Below are 17,623 nucleotides of genomic sequence, written 5' to 3' on the forward strand. Positions count from 1 at the left end.
ACACGCCACTTCCCTTCGCTGATGGACGAATCGGGCCGGTCCATCCGCTCAAGCCGCCACCGCCGCATCCGCGACGGCCTCGCCGAACAGGCTGTTGGAGCCCGCGCGTACGATCCGCACGGGCACCACGGTCCCGATGGTGGATGTGGGCGCGTCGAACTGAACGGGGAGGAGGTGCGGCGTCTTGCCGGCGACCTGACCGGGATGGCGCCCGGCCTTCTCGACCAGCACGTCGACGGTCGCGCCGACGAACGAGGCGTTGAAGGCGTGGCGCTGCGCGTCGAGCAGGGTCTGGAGCGCCTGGAGGCGGCGGTTCTTCACGTCCTCCGGTACCGCGTCGGCCCACTCCGCCGCTGGCGTGCCGGGGCGGGGGCTGTACTTGAACGAGTAGGCGCTGGCGAAGCCGATATCCGAGACGAGGCGGAGGGTCTCCTCGAACTCGGCCTCGGTCTCGCCGGGGAAGCCGACGATGAAGTCCGACGACAGGGCGATGTCGGGCCGCACAGCGCGGACGTCGGCGATGAGGGCGCGGTAGGCGTCGGCCGTGTGCTTGCGGTTCATCGCCTTCAGCACCCGGTCCGAGCCCGACTGCACCGGAAGGTGCAGGAACGGCATGAGGGCTGGCAGATCGCCATGCGCGGCCACGAGGTCGGGCGCCATGTCGTTGGGGTGGCTGGTGGTGTAGCGCAGGCGCAGGAGGCCCGGCAGGTCCGCAATCACCCGCATCAGGTCCGGCAGGGTCGCCGCCCCGCCATCGAGGCCGACGCCGTGATAGGCGTTCACGTTCTGGCCGATGAGGGTGATCTCGCGGGCACCGCCCTGAAGGAGCTTCTCGGCCTCGGCGCGGATCGCCGCCACGGAGCGGGAGACCTCGGCGCCACGGGTATAAGGCACGACGCAGAAGGCGCAGAACTTGTCGCAGCCCTCCTGCACCGTGAGGAAGGCCGTGGCCCCGAGGGTGCGCCGCGCCGGCAGGTGATCGAACTTGTCCTCGACGGGGAATTCCGTGTCGACGACGCGCTTGGTGCGCGACCGGGCCAGGAGATCGGGCAGGCGATGATAGTTCTGGGGACCGACCACCACGTCGACGGTGGGCGCCCGCGACAGGATTTCCGCGCCCTCGGCCTGGGCGACGCAGCCAGCGACCACGATGCGGGTGTCCTGGCCGGCTTGCGCCCGCTCGCCCTTGAGGACGCGCAGGCGGCCGAGTTCCGAATAGACCTTGTCGGCGGCCTTCTCACGGATGTGGCAGGTGTTCAGGATGACGACATCGGCCTCCTCCACCGTCTCGGTGGCGGTGTAGCCCTCGGCGCCGAGCACGTCCGCCATCCGCGTGGCGTCGTAGGCGTTCATCTGACAGCCGTAGGATTTGACGAAGGCTTTCTTCAACAGTCCGGTCCCGACCCGCTTCCGTTTGAGCCCTTAGCACGGTTCACGCCCGCCGTCGCGACCCCCGGACCTATGCTTACAGGGCCGGCACGCCGGTTACCGCCTCGTTCGGCCCGGCTTCGGGCCGCGTGCGCGCGCCGTCCCAAATCACGCCCATGGGCGGACGTCCGGTGACCGCCCGCTGCAGGGCCTCGCGAACGGAGGCTTCCGCCAGGGCGGTGGCGCGCTTGCGGTCGGTGCCGGCCTCGAACGCGATGGGCGCCCCCCAGACCACATGGACGTCGATGGGGCCTTTGTCGAAGAATTCGGCGAGGTGGGGGGCGAGTTCCATATCGCCGTACCAGGCGATTCCCGGCCGCTCGGAGCGCACCAGGGGCAGGCCGTTGCGACGGGGATAGGTGAGGGCCAGGGGCTGCAGGCGGATGCGCTCGGGGCCGCCCGTCGATCCATCGATGGCGGCCCGCGCCGCCCCCACCAGGGAGGAGCGAAACGGCAAGAGGCGGGTGCCGTCCCCCGTTGTCCCCTCGGCGAACAGCACGATGAGGTCGCCGCCCGCCAGACGGTTGGCCACGGTGGTGTTGACGGCGGCGGTCGCGGTGCGCCGGGTGCGGTCGATGAACACCGTGCGCTGGAGCCGCGCCAGGGTGCCGATCACCGGCCAGCCGGCAATCTCGGATTTCGCCACGAACGACAGGGGGCGCAGGGACCCGAGGACGAGGATATCGAGCCAAGAGACGTGGTTGGCGAGCACCAGGGCCGCTTCGCCCGGTGCTGGCGGGGTGCCGCTCTGGGTCACGCGCACGCCGAACAGGCGCAGGAAGACGCGGTGGAACCAGGTCGGCAGATGCCCGGCCAGCCGGCCGCGCCCAAAGCGCAGGCTGAGCAGATGAGGCCCGACCATCGCCGCGAAGGCGAGGGCGCAGAGGGCGAGGCGCAGGATCGTGCCGAGGCGCGTCATCGGACCGCCCGACGCGTCACGCCAACTCGGCCGTCATGGTCAGGGCGGTGGCGCGGGTGCCATCGGCGCGGGCATAGTAGCCCGTGCGTTCGCCGACCTGCCGGAAGCCCAGGCGCGCATAGAGTTTCAGGGCAGGCGCGTTGCCTTCGTCGACTTCGAGATGGACGTGGCGCACGCCCGAAAACGCCAGATGGGCGAGATGGTCGGCGACGAGCCGCCGGCTGAGGCCGTTGCCCCGCATTGCCGGGGCGAGGACCACCGTGAGGATCTCGGCCTCGTCCGCCGCCCGGCGCGAGAGGACGAAGCCCTGGATGGCGCCGCCTTTCCACAGGGCATGGGCCTCCGTGGAACGCTCGCACAGCATGCGCTCGAACTCGTGGGCGTCCCAGGGGCGGGCGAAGGCGGTGGCATGGAGCCGGGCGAGGGCCCGGGCCTGCCCCGAATCGCGCAGGATCGCCACGTAGGGCGCACCGCCCCACGCCTCCCACCAGGCGGACCAGAGATCGAAGGGCCAGAACGGAGCCAGCGGTCGCGTCATCGGCGGGCGAGCCTCGCGTGATCCTGGGGCTGCGCGTCGGGGCCGCGCAGGTAGAGGGGACGGGCCAGGGCCTGGGCCGGATCGGCGAGCATGCCGAGGGACGCGATCCAGGCGATGTCGGACGCGCCCGTGCCGGCGAGCCGCACGTCGAGGCCGCGCGCCTTCAGCACGGCGGCGAGGGCCGGGGCGCCGGAGCCGACGAGGGTCACGTCTCCGTCGAGAAGTGCGGCCGCCTCCGTGACGGGCAGCAGGCTCGGGGGCACCACGATCCCGTCGGCCATGCTCATGGCCTGGAGGTAGACGGCGCCGTGCCGGGCATCGATGGCGGCGACGATGAGGCCGGCGCCGCCGAGCGCCAGGAGCGGGGCCAGCAGGGCCGACAGGGTGGTGACGCCGACGACGGGGATTCCGGCGGCGAGTCCGATGGCGCGGGCCGCCGACAGGCCGACGCGCAGGCCCGTGTAGCTCCCCGGTCCCACGGTCACGGCGACGCGGTCGATGGCCTCGAACCCGCCATCGACACGGGCGACCACGCGCTCGATCATGGGCAGCAGGGCCTCGGCATGGCCGCGCCCGAGGACCATCGACTCATGGGCGAGGAGATCGTCGGATGCGTCCGTCGCGATGCAGACGGAGCAGGCGTCGAGCGCCGTATCGATGGCCAGGATACGCAACGTCACTCCCGAACTGCGCGGCGCCAGGAGCCGAGTGTCCTCCCGCCGGGGGCGCCATGGTAAGACAAAAACGGCCGCCTCGTCAGAGCGGGGCGGCCGTTTCCGTTGGATTGGCGGGCCGGTGTTGCCGGATTGCGCCGGCCGATGCCCCATTCGGCGCCCGCTCGGTCAAAGCGGTCGCCGAATGGGCAAGCCCGGCGGCGTTCGGGCGAGGGCGCTTTCCGCCAGACCGTAACGAACCAACGGCGTTCGGATCAGATCGCCTGGACTTCGCGGATCTCCGGCAGGAAGTGACGGAACAGGTTCTGCACGCCGTGGCGCAGGGTGGCGGTGGAGGAAGGGCAGCCCGAGCAGGCGCCCTTCATCTCGAGGTAGACCACGCCCTCCTTGTAGCCCCGGAAGGTGATGTCGCCGCCGTCGCCCGCCACGGCGGGGCGCACGCGGGTCTCGAGCAGATCCTTGATCGTCACCACGGTCTCGGCGTCGGCCGGGTCGAAGAACTCTTCCGCGTCGTCGTCGCCCGGGCTCGTGCCCGCCGCCAGCACCGGGGCGCCGGACTGGAAGTGCTCCATGATGGCGCCGAGGATGGCGGGCTTCACCTGCGGCCACAGGTTCTCGTCCTCGGCCTTGGTGACGGAGATGAAGTCGTGGCCGAAATAGACGCCCGCCACGCCCGGAACGTCGAACAGGCGCTGGGCGAGGGGCGAGCGGGCGGCGGCCTCGGCGTCGCGCGCCTCGAAGGTGCCCTGGTCGAGCACCACGCGACCGGGCAGGAACTTCAGGGTGGCGGGGTTCGGGGTGGCTTCGGTCTGGATGAACATGGTTCGAAAAATCCTCGTCCGCTGCGCCGGTTCAAGGCCGGCCGGGAGTGATGCCGGATTCCTGCGGCATGGCTCTCCCATGTGGACCGCGGGGCGCGTTTTCTCAACTGCGCGGCGCGGATCGCGCACCGCCCGCCCGGGTTGGCAAACATCGTCCCCTCGTGTAAGGCCCCGGGCAACTCAAAACAGGATGCCGAAATCCTGACGCACGCGGTCCCATCCGGGGATCGTCGGGCGCGCACCGGCAGGACATGACCGATGAACATCATCCAACAGCTCGAGCAGGAGCAGATCGCTGCGCTCGGCAAGACCATCCCCGATTTCCAGCCCGGCGACACGGTCATCGTGAACGTCAAGGTGAAGGAAGGCGAGCGCACCCGCGTTCAGGCCTACGAGGGCGTCGTGATCGCCCGCTCCGGCGGCAGCATCAACGAGAACTTCACCGTCCGCAAGATTTCCTACGGCGAGGGCGTCGAGCGCGTGTTCCCGCTCTACGGACCGCTGATCGACTCCATCGTGGTCGTCCGTCGCGGCAAGGTGCGTCGCGCCAAGCTGTACTACCTGCGCGACCGTCGTGGTAAGTCCGCCCGTATCGTCGAACGCGCCGATCGCCCCGCCGAGAAGGCCGCCAAGGCCGATGCCTCGAAGGCGAACAAGGACGCCCGCAAGGCCGAGAAGGCTGCGAAGTCCGCCGCGAAGACCGCCGCAGCCGAGTAAGGTTTTTCGTCCCTGGACGAACGGAAAGGCCGGGCGGATCGCCCGGCCTTTTTCGTTTTCGGAGCCGCCGACGAAAGGTCCACGTCAGGAGAGGCGGATGGCCAGCTACAGTGCAGACGTGTCGTGGCGCTTGGCGGAAGGCGAGGATTTCGCGCTGGGTCGCTACAGCCGCGGGCACACGATCGCGTTCGACGGCGGGATCACGCTGCCGGGGTCCGCATCACCGCACGTCGTCGGCAAATGGGCCGTGGCCGAGGCCGTCGACCCCGAGGAGATGCTGGTCGCAGCCCTCTCCGGCTGCCACATGCTGAGTTTCCTGCACGTGGCGCGGCTGGCGGGCCTCCATGTGGTCGCCTATCGCGACCACGCCGAGGGCACGATGGCCGAGATCGCCCCAGGCCGGCAGGCCGTGACGCGCGTGGTGCTCAACCCACGGATCGTCTGGTCGGGCGAGACGCCCGATGCCGAACGTCTCGCCCGACTGCACCATGCGGCGCACGAGGCCTGCTTCATCGCGAATTCAGTGACCACCGAGGTGGTGGTGGCCGCCTGACATCGCCGGCGGGTCGGCTCATCCCCGCTGCAGGGCCTGCAGCACCTTCGCGCCGGGACGTCCGGTCACCGGCATGCCGAGGCTGCGCTCGACGTCCTTGATGGCGTCGCGGGTCTTGGAACCGACCTTGCCGTCGGGCTCGCCGACATCGTAGCCACGCGCGGCCAGCCGGGTCTGGAGGTCGCGGCGCTCGGCGCGGGACAGGGGCGGATCGTCGGTGGGCCACTCGGCCTGGATGCCGGGGCGCCCGCGCAGGCGATCGGACAGGACCGCGATGGCCAGACCGTAGGATTCGGCTGCGTTGTAGGAGTAGAGCGCGTCGAAGTTCTTGGTCACGGCGAAAGCCGGACCGTCGACACCGGCGGGGATCAGGATGCCGATGGGCGCGTCACCCGTGAGGGGGCGGCCGTCGATGCGGGTCACGCCCATGGCGGCCCAGTGGGCGACGGCGTGACGGTTCTTGCGGCCCGCAGCACTGGCGTTGAAGCCGCGCGGGAGGCGCACTTCGTAGCCCCAGGGCTGGCCGTTCTGCCATTTCGCCACGCGCAGGAAATTCGCCGTGGAGGCGACGGCATCGGGGACCGAATCGACGAGGTCGCGGCGCCCGTCGCCATCGCCGTCCACGGCGAGGCGCTGATAGGTGGTGGGCATGAATTGGGTCTGGCCGAAGGCGCCGGCCCAGGAGCCGGTGAGGCGGGACGGATCGATGTCGCCGCGCTCGATGATCTTCAGGGTGGCCATCAGCTCGCCCTTGAAGAACTCCTTGCGGCGGTGATTCGCGCAGATCAGCGTGGCGAAGGACTGCACCAGCGGCATCTTGCCGAGGTTCTTGCCGAAGTTCGATTCGACGCCCCACACCGCCGCGATGGTGTGACGATCGACGTGGTAGCGGCTCTCGGCATTGGCCAGCGCCTGGGCGTGCTGCCGCATGGCCGCCTTGCCGTCGTCCACGCGCTCCTCGTCCACCAGGGCCGCCATATAGTCCCAGATCGGCGTCTTGAACTCCGGTTGGGCGGAGGCGAGTTCGAGCACCTTCGGATCGTACTGGATGCCGTTGGTGGCGGCCCGGAAGGCTTGCGCCGAGATGCCCTGCGCGGCGGCCTGCGATTGCAGACCGGCGAGGCAATCCTGAAAATCGGCCCGGGCCGCCGGGGCGGTGGCGGCCCCCGCGAGGCAGAGGAGGGCGGTGAGCGTCGCGCGCGGCGTCATGGGCGGTCTCCGGAGCGGGTGAGTCTCCCCACCGTTAAGGCGTGCTCAGGGTAAACGAACCATGAGCACGCACCATCTCGGCGGCGATCACGAAGCCCGGACGGCGCGCGGAGCCCTCCTCAGGCCCAGCCGCGGGCCGCGAGCTTCGCCTCGTAGGCATCGATGGCGGGCGCGCGCTTCAGGGTCAGGCCGATCTCGTCGAGGCCGTTGAGCAGGCTCTCCTTGCGGCCGGAATCGATCTCGAAATGCAGGGTGCCGCCGTCCGGGCCCCGGATGGTCTGGGCTTCGAGATCGATGGACAGGGTGGCGTTGGCGCCACGCTCGGCATCCTCGAAGAGCTTCTCAAGGTCTTCGGGGGAAACGGTGATCGCCAGGATGCCGTTCTTGGCGCAGTTGTTGAAGAAGATGTCGGCAAAGCTCGTGGAGATCACGCAGCGGATGCCGAAATCCGTCAGCGCCCACGGCGCATGCTCGCGCGAGGAGCCGCAGCCGAAATTGTCGCCGACCACGAGGATCCTGGCGTTGCGGTAGGCGGGCTGGTTGAGGACGAAGTCGGGATTCTCCGAGCCGTCGTCGCGGTAGCGCATCTCGGAGAACAGGCCCTTGCCGAGGCCCGTGCGCTTGATGGTCTTGAGATACTGCTTGGGAATGATGCGGTCGGTGTCGACGTTGACGATCCGCATGGGCGCCGCGACGCCCTCCAGGGTGGTGAATTTTTCCATTGCTCGGGCGCCGTCCGGTGCGAGTCCGTATCGGAGGGCTGTCTAGCAGCGTGCGCCGATCACCGAAACCGGCGGTGGATGCGTCTCGCGAACGTCGTCGCCCTGTCCTATGCTGATTCGATAGGACGCAGCCGGAACGAGCCCATGACCGAGACCGCCAACCAGTTCAAGAAAGCGCCGAAACGCAAGAAGGAGAAGACGCGCTCGGTCTCCGTCTCGCCCGAGATGCGCCAAGCCTATGCCGACCTCATCAAGCAGAAAGAGGAGCGGGAGGCCTATGCCCAGCACCTGCCGGGCAACGACAAGGGCCGATAGAGACACGGCCGAGCGACGCCGCCCCCGCCGGTTGGCGGAGACGGCGCCGGTGGTCTCGACGATCAGGCCTTGCGGCCGGCCTCGACGACGTCCTCGACCGTCCGCAGGCCGGGGCGCGGGGAATTGACGAGGCAGGCCATGTTGCCCGGCGCGTGCTGGTTCTTCCACATCTTGGTGTGGGCCTGGGGAATCTGCTCCCAGGGGAAAACCTCGCTCATGCACGGGTCGATCTTCTGATCGATGATGAACTGGTTCGCGGCCGAGGCCTGCTTCAGGTGGGCGAAGTGCGAACCCTGGATACGCTTCTGGCGCATCCAGACGTAGCGGGCGTCGAAGGTGATGTTGAAGCCGGTGGTGCCGGCGCAGAACACGATCATGCCGCCGCGCTTGGCCACCAGGGTCGAGACCGGGAAGGTCGATTCACCGGGGTGCTCGAACACGATGTCGACGTCGTTGCCCTTGCCGGTGATGTCCCAGATCGCTTTGCCGAACTTCCGGGCTTCCTTGAGCCAGGTGTTGTATTCGGGCGAGTTGACCTTCGGCAGCTGGCCCCAGCAATCGAAGTCCTTGCGGTTGATGACGCCCTTGGCGCCGAGGCTCATGACGTAGTCGCGCTTCGAATCGTCGGAGATCACCGCGATGGCGTTGGCACCCGAGGCGGCGCAGAGCTGCACGGCGAACACGCCGAGACCGCCCGAGGCACCCCACACGAGAACGTTCTGGCCCGGACGGACCGTGTGCGGCGCGTGGCCGAACAGCATGCGGTAGGCGGTGGCGAGCGTCAGGGTGTAGCAGGCCGCCTCTTCCCAGGTGAGGTGCTTGGGGCGGACCATGAGCTGGCGCGACTGCACCCGGCAGAACTGGGCGAACGAGCCGTCACCGGTCTCGTAACCCCAGATGCGCTGCGAAGGCGAGAACATCGGGTCGCCGCCGTTGCACTCCTCGTCGTCGCCGTCATCGCGATTACAGTGGACGATGACCTCGTCGCCGACCTTCCAGCGCTTCACCTTGGCGCCGACCTTCCAGACGATGCCCGAGGCGTCGGAACCGGCGATGTGGTACTCGCCCTTGTGCACGTCGAATGGCGAGATCGGCTCGCCGAGACCGGCCCAGACGCCGTTATAGTTCACGCCGGCGGCCATGACGTAGACGAGAACTTCGTCGTCGCCGATGTCCCACACGGGCAGGACTTCGAGCTGATGCGACTCTTCCGGCGGCCCATGGCGCTCGCGGCGGATCGCCCAGGCATACATCTTGGCCGGCACATGACCGAGGGGCGGAACTTCGCCCATCTCGTAAAGATCCTTGATTTCCGTCGTGCTCGAAGCAGCGCTCGCCGCCATCTTGGCTCTCCCTAAGCTTGTTCTGAGCGACCCTATATCGGCGAACCCGAACCGCTCCAAGGCCCCACAAAGGCTATGAAGACGAGACGCTTGTGGGCGGATCGCCCTCGGTGGAGCGGTTTCCGGCTGCATTTCATATTCTAATGGTCGTCGATCATCGCCGATGATGTCTGTTTTTGTGGTTTATCAAGTGGTTAGGGCCGTTTCTGAGGTGCCCGTACTTGAGAGGCCCTTCAATTCGCTTGCGAGGCGCATCTAGAATTTTTCCAAGCATTCCTGGGTCAAGGTCGCCTTGCTCGACCTGCGAGCGGATGACGGACCGCGACGGCTTGGTTAGGGTGCCGCGCATCACGCGCAGACGAGCGCGGCACACAATCGAACGGAGTCGAGTGGAATGAGCGCGAACGCGACCGTCGCCGAGGTCAAGCGCGACAAGCCCTGGATCATCCGGACCTATGCCGGGCATTCCAACGCCAAGGAATCGAACGCGCTCTATCGTGGCAACCTCGCCAAGGGCCAGACCGGCCTGTCGGTGGCCTTCGACCTCCCGACCCAGACGGGTTACGACCCCGACCACGAGCTCGCCCGCGGCGAGGTCGGCAAGGTCGGCGTCTCCATCGCGCATCTCGGCGACATGCGGACTCTGTTCGACCAGATCCCGTTGCAGCAGATGAACACCTCGATGACGATCAACGCCACGGCGCCGTGGCTGTTGTCGCTCTACCTCGCGGTGGCCGAGGAGCAGGGCGCGCCGCTGTCCGGCCTCCAGGGCACAACGCAGAACGACATCATCAAGGAATATCTGTCGCGCGGCACCTACGTGTTCCCCCCCGCGCCCTCCCTGCGGCTGACCAAGGACGTGATCCTGTTCACGACCAAGGAAGTGCCGAAGTGGAACCCGATGAACGTGTGTTCCTACCACCTGCAGGAGGCCGGGGCGACGCCGGTGCAGGAGTTGTCCTACGCGCTGGCCATCGCCATCGCGGTTCTCGACACCGTCCGGGCCGATCCGGATTTCGACGAGGCGAGCTTCGCCGACGTCTTCAGCCGCATCTCGTTCTTCGTGAATGCCGGCATGCGGTTCGTCACCGAGATCTGCAAGATGCGGGCATTCTCGGAGCTTTGGGATGAGATCGCCCAGGAGCGCTACGGCATCACCGATCCGAAGAAGCGCATTTTCCGCTATGGCGTTCAGGTCAATAGCCTGGGCCTGACCGAGCAGCAGCCGGAGAACAACGTCCACCGCATCCTCATCGAGATGCTGGCGGTGACGTTGTCCAAGCGTGCCCGGGCGCGCGCCGTGCAGTTGCCCGCCTGGAACGAGGCCCTCGGCCTGCCGCGTCCGTGGGACCAGCAATGGTCCATGCGGATGCAGCAGATCCTGGCCTTCGAGACGGACCTCCTCGAATACGACGACATCTTCGACGGTTCGACGGTCATCGACGCCAAGGTCGAATCCCTCAAGGCCGAGACCCGCAAGGCCCTCGAGGAGATCGGCGGCATCGGCGGCGCGGTGGCGGCCGTCGAGACCGGTGCCCTGAAGCGGGCGCTGGTCGAATCCAACGCCAAGCGCATCTCGGCCATCGAGGCCGGCGATCAGGTCGTGGTCGGCGTCAATAAGTTCCAGGCCGGCGAGCCCTCGCCGCTCACCGCCGGGGAGGGTGCGATCTTCACCGTGTCCGAGACCGTCGAGATGGAGGCCGAGCAGCGCATCCGCGCCTGGCGCGCCCAGCGCGACGAGAAGGCGGTGGAAAAGGCGCTCGCCGACCTCGAGGCGGCGGCCCGTTCGGGCGCCAACATCATGCCGGTGTCCATCGCCGCCGCGAAGGCCGGCGTCACCACGGGCGAGTGGGGCGGACGCCTGCGCCAAGTGTTCGGCGAGTACCGCGCCCCCACGGGCGTGACCCTCGAGACCGTATCGTCGGGGGCGGCCGAGGAGGCGAAACTCCTCATCGCCGATCTCGGTGAGCGGTTGGGCGAGACCCCGAAGCTCGTCGTCGGCAAGCCCGGCCTCGACGGCCATTCCAACGGCGCCGAGCAGATTGCGCTGCGCGCCCGCGATGTCGGGTTCGACGTCACCTATGACGGCATCCGTCAGACCCCGACCGAGATCGTCGCCAAGGCGAAGGAGACGGGCGCCCACGTCGTCGGACTGTCGATCCTCTCCGGCAGTCACGTTCCTCTCGTGCGCGACGTGAAGGCGAAGATGCGGGAAGCCGGCCTCGACCACATCCCCGTGGTGGTGGGCGGCATCATCTCGCCCGAGGACGAACTGGTCCTGAAGAACATGGGCGTCACGGCGGTCTACACACCGAAGGACTACGTCCTCGACACCATCATGGTCGGCATCGCCAACGTGGTGAATCGCTCCCTGGACAAGCAGGCCGCAGACAGGGCGGACGGTGTCGGACGACGGAACGCCGCCGAGCAGGTGTTCTGAGGCGACCCTGAATCTCCCATCCCCCAGGTTTCCGAAGGGATCATCCCTTCGGCGGGTGTCGGGCAGAGCCCGACATCTTCGCAGGGCCAGTTTCTCAAGAAGCCTTGCCTGGACCCGCGAAGGGCTTGCCCTTCGAGACCCGGGACGTTTCGGGGACGATCTGCGCATCACGGACACATCATGTTCCTTGCCCCGCTGGTTGCCGTCCCCCTCGCCGCCGGGGTGAGCGCCGGGCTGATCCTCGCGTTGCGGCCGCTGCTCCAGCGCTATGCCCTGGCCCGGCCCAATGCCCGCTCCAGCCATACGGTGCCGACGCCGCAGGGCGGCGGCATCGCCATCGTGGGGGCCGTCCTGGCGAGCGTCGGCGCAGTGCTGGCCGTGCGCGGGGCCGGTTACGACGCACTGGAGGCCCTGATCCTCGCCCATGCGGTCGTGGCACTCACCGTGCTCGGCGCCGTCGACGACCTCAGACCCCTGCCGGCAACCCTCCGTCTCGGTGTGCAGGCCCTCGTGGTCGCCGGCCTCGTCTTCGCGGTGGGCGGCCGATTGGCGCCGGGCCTGCCCTTTGCCGTCGAGCGGGCCGGCGCGATCCTCGCCGGGGTGTGGTTCGTCAATCTCGTGAATTTCATGGACGGGCTCGACTGGATGAGCGTGGCCGAGTTCGTGCCTCTCACGGCGGCCCTCGTCTTCCTCGGTGCGGCCGGCGGCCTGCCGTTCCTGCCCATGCTGGTCGCGGCGGCGCTCCTGGGAGCGTTGCTCGGCTTCGCGCCGTTCAATCGGCCGGTGGCCAAGCTGTTCCTGGGGGATGTCGGCTCCCTGCCCATCGGCCTGCTGGGGGCGTGGCTGCTCCACCGCCTCGCCGTCGAAGGGGGCCTCGTCGCCGCCCTGCTGCTGCCCTTGTATTACCTCGCGGACGCGACCCTGACCCTGATCCGCCGGGCCGCGCGGCGTGAACCGGTGTGGCAGGCGCACCGCTCGCATTTCTACCAGCGCGCCACCGACAACGGTCTTACGGTTCCCGGTGTGATCCGGCGGGTCTTCCTCCTCAACGTCGCTCTGGCGCTCCTCGCCGGGGCCACCTTGTTTTGGCCGTCCTGGCCGGTCACCGTCCTGGCCTGCGGGGCAGGTGCTGCCCTGGTGGCCGGCATCCTGCATGGTTTCGCCCGGCCAGCCTGATGAAATCAGGGTTCGAAGGGCGAGCCCTTCGCGGGTCCAGGGCGGAGCCCTGGAAGATCCAGGGGGGACCATGAGCGGAGAGCTCATCGCGTTGACGGGAGCCACGGGCTTCATCGGCCGTCATCTGCTCACATCCCTCACGGCGCGGGGCTACCGGGTGCGCGTCCTGCTGCGCCGGCCCGTCGCGGTGCCGGAGGGGGCGAGCAGCGCCGTGGTGGGCGACCTCAGCCGGCCGATGAATATGGCGGCCGCCCTGGCGGGGGTCGACGCCGTCGTGCACTCGGCGGGCCTCGCCCACGCCATGTCGGGGACGCCCGAGGACGACTACCGGGCCTCGAACCTCGACGCCACGCGCAATCTCGCCGAATGCGCCGCCCGGGCGCGGGTGCGCCGGTTCGTGTTCCTGTCCTCGATCCGGGCTCAGAGCGGCCCCGGTGCCATGGGGGTTCTGCGCGAAACCGATCCGGCCCAGCCGACGGACGCTTACGGCCGCTCGAAGCTGGCGGCCGAGCAGGCGCTCGCGGGGATCGACCTCGATTGGGTCGCCTTGCGGCCCGTCCTCGTCTATGGCGCCGGGGTGAAGGGCAACATGGCCGCCCTCCTGCGCTTGGCCCGCACGCCTTATCCGCTGCCGCTTGCCGGGTTCGGAGCGCGCCGGTCCCTCGTGTCGGTGGAGAACCTCGCGGGCGCCGTCGCCACGGCGCTCGGCGCCCCAGGCCCCCTCGGACGCGCCTTCGTGGTGGCCGAGCCGGATCCGCTCACCCTGCCCGATATGATCGCCGCCCTGCGCCAGGGCCTCGGTCAGGCCCCGAAGCTCATTGCCGTGCCCCCGGGCCTCATCGGCCTCGCTTGCCGCCTCGCCGGGCGGGAGGAAGCCTACGCGCGGCTCTCGACGAATCTCGTCGCCGAAGCCGAGGGGCTGACGGCCCTCGGCTGGCGCTGCGAAAAAACCACGCGTGAGGGGCTCGCGGTCTTCGCCCGTGCCGAGGCGGCATGAAAAAGGCCCGGCGCCTGGCGCCGAGCCCCTGAACACCGTTCCGCTGCCGAATCTTTAGCGTCGCACGTCGATCACATCACCCGAGCGGCTGTCGATCACCACGGAGATGTCGTCGCCGCGACGGTCGGAACCGCGCACGATCATCCGGGGGCCACGCCGTTCGACGCCGTCGACATCCGCGAGGCCCTCGCGCCGAGCGATCCGGGTGGCCTCGCCGCGGGTCAGTTCGCTGCGCGGCGGACCGCGGTCGTCGTAACCACGGCGATAGCCCGGATCGACCTGAACGCCGCCCGGCCCGATGGAGATGCCCTGCGCGAAAGCCGGAGCTGCGGCAAGGCCGAGGGCCATGGCGAACGCGCTCCCCACCAGAAGCTTCGAAACACTCTGCAAGATCGTCTCCTCGGATCGTCCGATACGACCGGGCGAGGCCGGTCGGTTCCTTCACCTACATTAGGGTCGGGACCTCAATGACCAAGCGCGGCCGTTGGTTCCCGGGATTCTTGCGGGGCCATTGCCGAAGCGGTGGGGGGAGTTTCGGAGCAGAGCGGCGCCGTGGGGCGATTGTGAAAATCGGGGATCGCTTCGCCGAACACGGCCTCGGCCGCCGCCCGGTCGTTCTCCGCCACCGCCGTGCGCAGCCGGGCGATCCAGCCGTCGAGGACCGTGCGGTCGGCGAAGATCGGGCGCGCTGCCATCACCCCGTCGATGCCGTCGAGGGCGACGCGGGGCTCCTCGCGGGCGAACAGAATTTCGTTCAGGCGCTCGCCCGGCCGTGAACCGGTGTGGACGATCTCGATATCGACCCCCGGTTCGAAGCCTGCCAGCCGGATCATTCGCTCGGCGAGGTCGCCGATGCGCACGGGCTGGCCCATCTTGAGGACGTAGACGGCCGCGCGCTGGTCGGCCCCGTCGGCGCAGGCGACGGTTCGGGCCTCGCGGTCGGCATGCGAGGCGGCGGTGAGTACGAGGTCGGCGGCTTCCCGGACGGTCATGAAATAGCGCACCATGGCGGGATCCGTCACGGTGACCGGCCCGCCGCGGGCGATCTGGGCCTTGAACACCGGCACCACGGACCCGACGGAGCCGAGGACATTGCCGAAACGCACGGCGATGAGCCGGGTCGGCGTCTCCCCCTCGGTGCAGTCTTGGGCGGCGTCGTGCGCCTGCGCCACCATTTCGGCGAAGCGCTTCGTGGCGCCGAGCTGCGACACGGGCTCGATGGCCTTGTCGGTGGAGATCATCACGAGGGCACGCGCCCGCACGGCCAGGGTGGCGTCCGCGACGTTGATGGAGCCGAAGACGTTGGTCTTCACGCCCTCGGTCCAGTCGCGCTCGAGGTAGGGCACCTGCTTGAGGGCGGCGGCATGGAACACGTAGTCGGGCCGGAACTCCGCGAAAACGGTGTGGAGCCGGTCCGCGTCGCGGATATCGGCGAGGACACCGGTGACGTTGGCCTCGGCCAGATCCGGGCGGCTCAGGATGCCATGGAGGGCGGGCTCCGAACTTTCGATCACCAGAACGGCGGCGGCGCCGAAGGCCACGGCGCGGGCGCAGATCTCCGATCCGATGGAGCCGCCGCCGCCGGTCACGATGACCCGCTTGGCCGTCAGCAGCCGCTCCAGGCGCGTCCGATCGATGGTGACGGTGGGGCGCAGGAGCAGGTCCTCGATCTCCAGGGGGGCGAGCCCGGCATCGCGCATGTTCTCGCCGAGGCTCGTCACCCGCGACAGGGGCAAGCCGAGGCGGCGGGCGCGGGCGATGAGGTCGTCGGGCTCGGCCTCGGGCGCCAGCGCGCTCGGCACGGCGACGAGGCGGCGCACGGGGGTGCCGTCGCGGGCGAGGTCAGCCACCACCCGTTCGAGGTCGGCGAAGGCGCCCAGCACGGGGATGCCCCGCATGGTCTGGCCGGTCTCGTCGATGCGTGGCGACAGGATGCCCTTCGGGGCGATGCGGCGAATGGCGCCGGACTCGATGGCCCGGACGAGGATGTCGATGTCGGTGCCGCGTCCGAGCAGCAGGGTCGGCGTGGTCGCCGCCCGGGCCTGGCTCTGCCGCGAGCGGGCGTATTTGAGGTAGCGGAAGGCGAGGCGAGGCCCGCCGAGCAGGAAGATCTGCAGCACCCAGTAGAGGCCGATGGCGATCTTACCGAAAAAGTAGAAGCCGTACATCGTCGAGGAGACGAGGACGTAATCGAGGACGAGGAGAGTCAGCGCCAGGACGCTGGCGGCGCGGACGATGCCGGCGAGGTCGGGCAGGGACGCGAAGCGCCACTTCGTCCGGTACAGTTTGAACCGGCCGTAGACGAGGGCGGCGAACACCACGAAGGGCGGCAGCAGCAGGGGCAGGGCGTGCAGTCGCTCTGCGAGCAAGTCGCCGTTGAAGCGGAACACGAAGGTGAGGATCACGGCCAGGGCGGTCGCCACGCAATCGTGGACCACCATGACGGCGTGCTTGAGGGTGCGCTGGTTCATGAACTCCGGCCCGAACGGGCCCCGGCCGTGGCGGGTATCGGCGCCCCGCCGCGCCCTGTCAACGCGGCGTCAGGGGCTGGGCCGCAGTGCCTTCAGGACCGCGTCGTCGGTCTCGTCGATGTCGGGGGCATCGATGTGGCGAAACCGGGCCTGGATCAGGCCGAAAGCCCCAAAGGCGAAGTGGCCCGCCGCCACCACGGCGAGCAGAGCCCAGCCGTATGGCTGCGCCCTGAGAGCCGCGAAGGCGCCGGCCAAGCCTTTCACCTCGGATGATGCCTGATGCCACGCCGCCGCCAGGAAGAATCCGCCGATGATGAGGAAGGCGATGCCGCGCGCCGCGTAGCCAAACTGCCCCACGGGCTTCGCCCAGCGGCACTGTTCCGGGCCGAGCTTCAGGCGGTCCGTGACCTTGCCGGTAGCGGCCTTGACCAGGAAGGCGACGCCGCCCGCCATCACCCCGAGGCCGACGAGGGCGACGAGCCAGAGGCCGAAGGGTTTGGCGAGGAGCCACGCGGTCCAGTCCTGCATGCCGTCGCCGCTGCGTGCCTGACCGAGGCCGAGCGCGAGACCGCCGGCCGTGACGGTGAGGCCGGTGTAGATCGCCGCGCTGCCGATATGGGCGGCCCGCACCACGAGGCCCTTCGGCGACGTGCCGCGTCGGTCGGCATCGGTCAGACCCTCGACGAACCGCCACAGGGCGAAGCCGAACAAGCCGACGGCGATGAGTCCGACGAGGACGGGGCCGAACGGGCCGGCGAGCACCCAGCGGATGGCACTCTCACTGTCATCGGCCCGTCCGCCGCGCCCGAGGGCGGCCAGAAGCGCGAGGCCGCCGACGATGCAGTAGACGATGCCGCGTGCGCCGTAGCCGAACCGGGCAAGGCGTTCGATGACGTTCCGGCCGAGGTACTGCACGGGAATCCTTCAGGGTGTCGCGACGCTTACTCCCCCGAACGCGCGACCTTGCCCGACAGTGCCACGTAAAATCCGAGTCCGTCGCCGGCCGGCAGGGTCTGGAGGCGGTCGACCAGCCCCTTGCGCTTGGCGTCCAGCAGCAGGCGTCCGGTGGGCTGGAATAGGGTCTCGCCCCCACCCTCGGGTGGCGGATCGAGGCGCACCGCCACGGTCTTGCCTTTGCCGAAGCGACTGCGCTCCAGCATCTCGTTCAAGGACGCCTCGGCGGTCGGCCGATTGGCGCCGCGCAAATCGAGCACGGATTCGGCATCGGTGACACCGAGGGACCCGCGAAGCTTGTCGGCGTAGAAGTCTTCGAAATGCGGCAAGGACGAAACCCCGGCAT

The 17,623-nt window shown here is 69.0% G+C and carries 18 protein-coding genes; 6 read left to right on the forward strand and 12 right to left on the reverse strand.

Features of this window, described 5'->3' with window-relative positions; translation table 11 throughout:
- Window positions 1–48 precede the first annotated feature (48 nt).
- From miaB to BM249_RS00220, 5 genes are all read right to left on the reverse strand, one after another.
- Window positions 49–1,389, reverse strand: a complete 1,341-nt coding sequence (gene miaB / locus BM249_RS00200) for a tRNA (N6-isopentenyl adenosine(37)-C2)-methylthiotransferase MiaB (protein WP_091967565.1) — start codon at window positions 1,387–1,389, stop codon at window positions 49–51.
- A gap of 76 nt (window positions 1,390–1,465) precedes the next feature.
- Complete coding sequence (locus BM249_RS00205; protein ID WP_091967568.1) at window positions 1,466–2,347, reverse strand: lysophospholipid acyltransferase family protein; 882 nt, start codon at window positions 2,345–2,347, stop codon at window positions 1,466–1,468.
- 16 nt (window positions 2,348–2,363) lie between these two features.
- On the reverse strand, window positions 2,364–2,885 hold the full coding sequence (locus tag BM249_RS00210) for a GNAT family N-acetyltransferase (RefSeq protein ID WP_091967570.1): 522 nt from the start codon (window positions 2,883–2,885) through the stop codon (window positions 2,364–2,366).
- A complete protein-coding gene (gene tsaB, locus BM249_RS00215; protein ID WP_091968275.1) occupies window positions 2,882–3,559 on the reverse strand; it encodes a tRNA (adenosine(37)-N6)-threonylcarbamoyltransferase complex dimerization subunit type 1 TsaB in 678 nt (225 codons plus the stop codon). The genes BM249_RS00210 and tsaB overlap by 4 nt, the downstream gene beginning before the upstream one ends.
- 254 nt (window positions 3,560–3,813) lie before the next feature.
- Window positions 3,814–4,380 (reverse strand): NifU family protein, encoded by a 567-nt coding sequence (locus BM249_RS00220; protein ID WP_091967573.1) that lies wholly within the window; start codon window positions 4,378–4,380, stop codon window positions 3,814–3,816.
- A 258-nt stretch (window positions 4,381–4,638) separates the two neighbouring features.
- On the opposite strand from BM249_RS00220, the gene rplS reads away from it, so the two are divergent.
- Window positions 4,639–5,097 carry a 50S ribosomal protein L19 gene (gene rplS / locus BM249_RS00225; protein WP_091967576.1) on the forward strand — a complete coding sequence of 153 codons (459 nt, stop codon included), beginning with the start codon at window positions 4,639–4,641 and terminating at the stop codon, window positions 5,095–5,097.
- A 97-nt stretch (window positions 5,098–5,194) separates the two neighbouring features.
- On the forward strand, window positions 5,195–5,650 hold the full coding sequence (locus BM249_RS00230) for an OsmC family protein (RefSeq protein ID WP_091967579.1): 456 nt from the start codon (window positions 5,195–5,197) through the stop codon (window positions 5,648–5,650).
- Window positions 5,651–5,668: 18 nt separating this feature from the next.
- Here the strand turns inward: BM249_RS00230 and BM249_RS00235 are convergent, their stop codons facing one another.
- Entirely contained in the window at window positions 5,669–6,859 is a 1,191-nt protein-coding gene (locus BM249_RS00235) for a lytic murein transglycosylase (protein WP_091967583.1), read from the reverse strand.
- A gap of 119 nt (window positions 6,860–6,978) precedes the next feature.
- Window positions 6,979–7,581 (reverse strand): 3-isopropylmalate dehydratase small subunit, encoded by a 603-nt coding sequence (gene leuD, locus BM249_RS00240; RefSeq protein WP_091967586.1) that lies wholly within the window; start codon window positions 7,579–7,581, stop codon window positions 6,979–6,981.
- 144 nt (window positions 7,582–7,725) lie between these two features.
- On the opposite strand from leuD, the gene BM249_RS21520 reads away from it, so the two are divergent.
- Entirely contained in the window at window positions 7,726–7,896 is a 171-nt protein-coding gene (locus tag BM249_RS21520; RefSeq protein WP_177232286.1) for a hypothetical protein, read from the forward strand.
- A gap of 62 nt (window positions 7,897–7,958) precedes the next feature.
- Here the strand turns inward: BM249_RS21520 and ccrA are convergent, their stop codons facing one another.
- Complete coding sequence (ccrA, locus tag BM249_RS00250) at window positions 7,959–9,239, reverse strand: crotonyl-CoA carboxylase/reductase (RefSeq protein ID WP_091967592.1); 1,281 nt, start codon at window positions 9,237–9,239, stop codon at window positions 7,959–7,961.
- 394 nt (window positions 9,240–9,633) lie between these two features.
- Here ccrA and BM249_RS00255 point away from each other — a divergent pair, with 394 nt between their 5' ends.
- From BM249_RS00255 to BM249_RS00265, 3 genes are all read left to right on the forward strand, one after another.
- Entirely contained in the window at window positions 9,634–11,679 is a 2,046-nt protein-coding gene (locus BM249_RS00255) for a protein meaA (RefSeq protein ID WP_091967595.1), read from the forward strand.
- A 180-nt stretch (window positions 11,680–11,859) separates the two neighbouring features.
- Complete coding sequence (locus tag BM249_RS00260; RefSeq protein ID WP_177232287.1) at window positions 11,860–12,855, forward strand: MraY family glycosyltransferase; 996 nt, start codon at window positions 11,860–11,862, stop codon at window positions 12,853–12,855.
- A gap of 70 nt (window positions 12,856–12,925) precedes the next feature.
- Entirely contained in the window at window positions 12,926–13,852 is a 927-nt protein-coding gene (locus tag BM249_RS00265) for an NAD-dependent epimerase/dehydratase family protein (RefSeq protein ID WP_091967601.1), read from the forward strand.
- A 54-nt stretch (window positions 13,853–13,906) separates the two neighbouring features.
- Here BM249_RS00265 and BM249_RS00270 read toward each other — a convergent pair whose 3' ends face one another.
- From BM249_RS00270 to BM249_RS00285, 4 genes are all read right to left on the reverse strand, one after another.
- The gene (locus BM249_RS00270; protein WP_244528508.1) at window positions 13,907–14,242 is read right to left on the reverse strand and encodes a PepSY domain-containing protein; all 336 of its coding nucleotides are present in this window, start codon (window positions 14,240–14,242) and stop codon (window positions 13,907–13,909) included.
- A gap of 74 nt (window positions 14,243–14,316) precedes the next feature.
- On the reverse strand, window positions 14,317–16,323 hold the full coding sequence (locus tag BM249_RS00275; protein ID WP_091967605.1) for an SDR family NAD(P)-dependent oxidoreductase: 2,007 nt from the start codon (window positions 16,321–16,323) through the stop codon (window positions 14,317–14,319).
- A gap of 69 nt (window positions 16,324–16,392) precedes the next feature.
- Window positions 16,393–17,238 carry a DUF1206 domain-containing protein gene (locus tag BM249_RS00280; protein WP_091967608.1) on the reverse strand — a complete coding sequence of 282 codons (846 nt, stop codon included), beginning with the start codon at window positions 17,236–17,238 and terminating at the stop codon, window positions 16,393–16,395.
- A gap of 26 nt (window positions 17,239–17,264) precedes the next feature.
- A complete protein-coding gene (locus BM249_RS00285) occupies window positions 17,265–17,606 on the reverse strand; it encodes a hypothetical protein (protein ID WP_091968278.1) in 342 nt (113 codons plus the stop codon).
- Between the last annotated feature and the right edge of the window lie 17 nt (window positions 17,607–17,623).

Origin of the sequence: Methylobacterium gossipiicola, assembly GCF_900113485.1 — a bacterium.
In the GTDB taxonomy this organism is placed as follows: Bacteria; Pseudomonadota; Alphaproteobacteria; order Rhizobiales; family Beijerinckiaceae; genus Methylobacterium; species Methylobacterium gossipiicola.

Bases quoted from the DNA above. Each gene is read 5' to 3' on its own strand.
- BM249_RS21520 (WP_177232286.1), top strand. From the start codon at position 7,726: ATGACCGAGACCGCCAACCAGTTCAAGAAAGCGCCGAAACGCAAGAAG.
- BM249_RS00255 (WP_091967595.1), top strand. From the start codon at position 9,634: ATGAGCGCGAACGCGACCGTCGCCGAGGTCAAGCGCGACAAGCCCTGG.
- BM249_RS00220 (WP_091967573.1), bottom strand. From the start codon at position 4,380: ATGTTCATCCAGACCGAAGCCACCCCGAACCCCGCCACCCTGAAGTTC.
- BM249_RS00275 (WP_091967605.1), bottom strand. From the start codon at position 16,323: ATGAACCAGCGCACCCTCAAGCACGCCGTCATGGTGGTCCACGATTGC.
- BM249_RS00205 (WP_091967568.1), bottom strand. From the start codon at position 2,347: ATGACGCGCCTCGGCACGATCCTGCGCCTCGCCCTCTGCGCCCTCGCC.
- BM249_RS00210 (WP_091967570.1), bottom strand. From the start codon at position 2,885: ATGACGCGACCGCTGGCTCCGTTCTGGCCCTTCGATCTCTGGTCCGCC.
- BM249_RS00265 (WP_091967601.1), top strand. From the start codon at position 12,926: ATGAGCGGAGAGCTCATCGCGTTGACGGGAGCCACGGGCTTCATCGGC.
- leuD (WP_091967586.1), bottom strand. From the start codon at position 7,581: ATGGAAAAATTCACCACCCTGGAGGGCGTCGCGGCGCCCATGCGGATC.
- BM249_RS00230 (WP_091967579.1), top strand. From the start codon at position 5,195: ATGGCCAGCTACAGTGCAGACGTGTCGTGGCGCTTGGCGGAAGGCGAG.
- BM249_RS00235 (WP_091967583.1), bottom strand. From the start codon at position 6,859: ATGACGCCGCGCGCGACGCTCACCGCCCTCCTCTGCCTCGCGGGGGCC.
- BM249_RS00260 (WP_177232287.1), top strand. From the start codon at position 11,860: ATGTTCCTTGCCCCGCTGGTTGCCGTCCCCCTCGCCGCCGGGGTGAGC.
- ccrA (WP_091967592.1), bottom strand. From the start codon at position 9,239: ATGGCGGCGAGCGCTGCTTCGAGCACGACGGAAATCAAGGATCTTTAC.
- rplS (WP_091967576.1), top strand. From the start codon at position 4,639: ATGAACATCATCCAACAGCTCGAGCAGGAGCAGATCGCTGCGCTCGGC.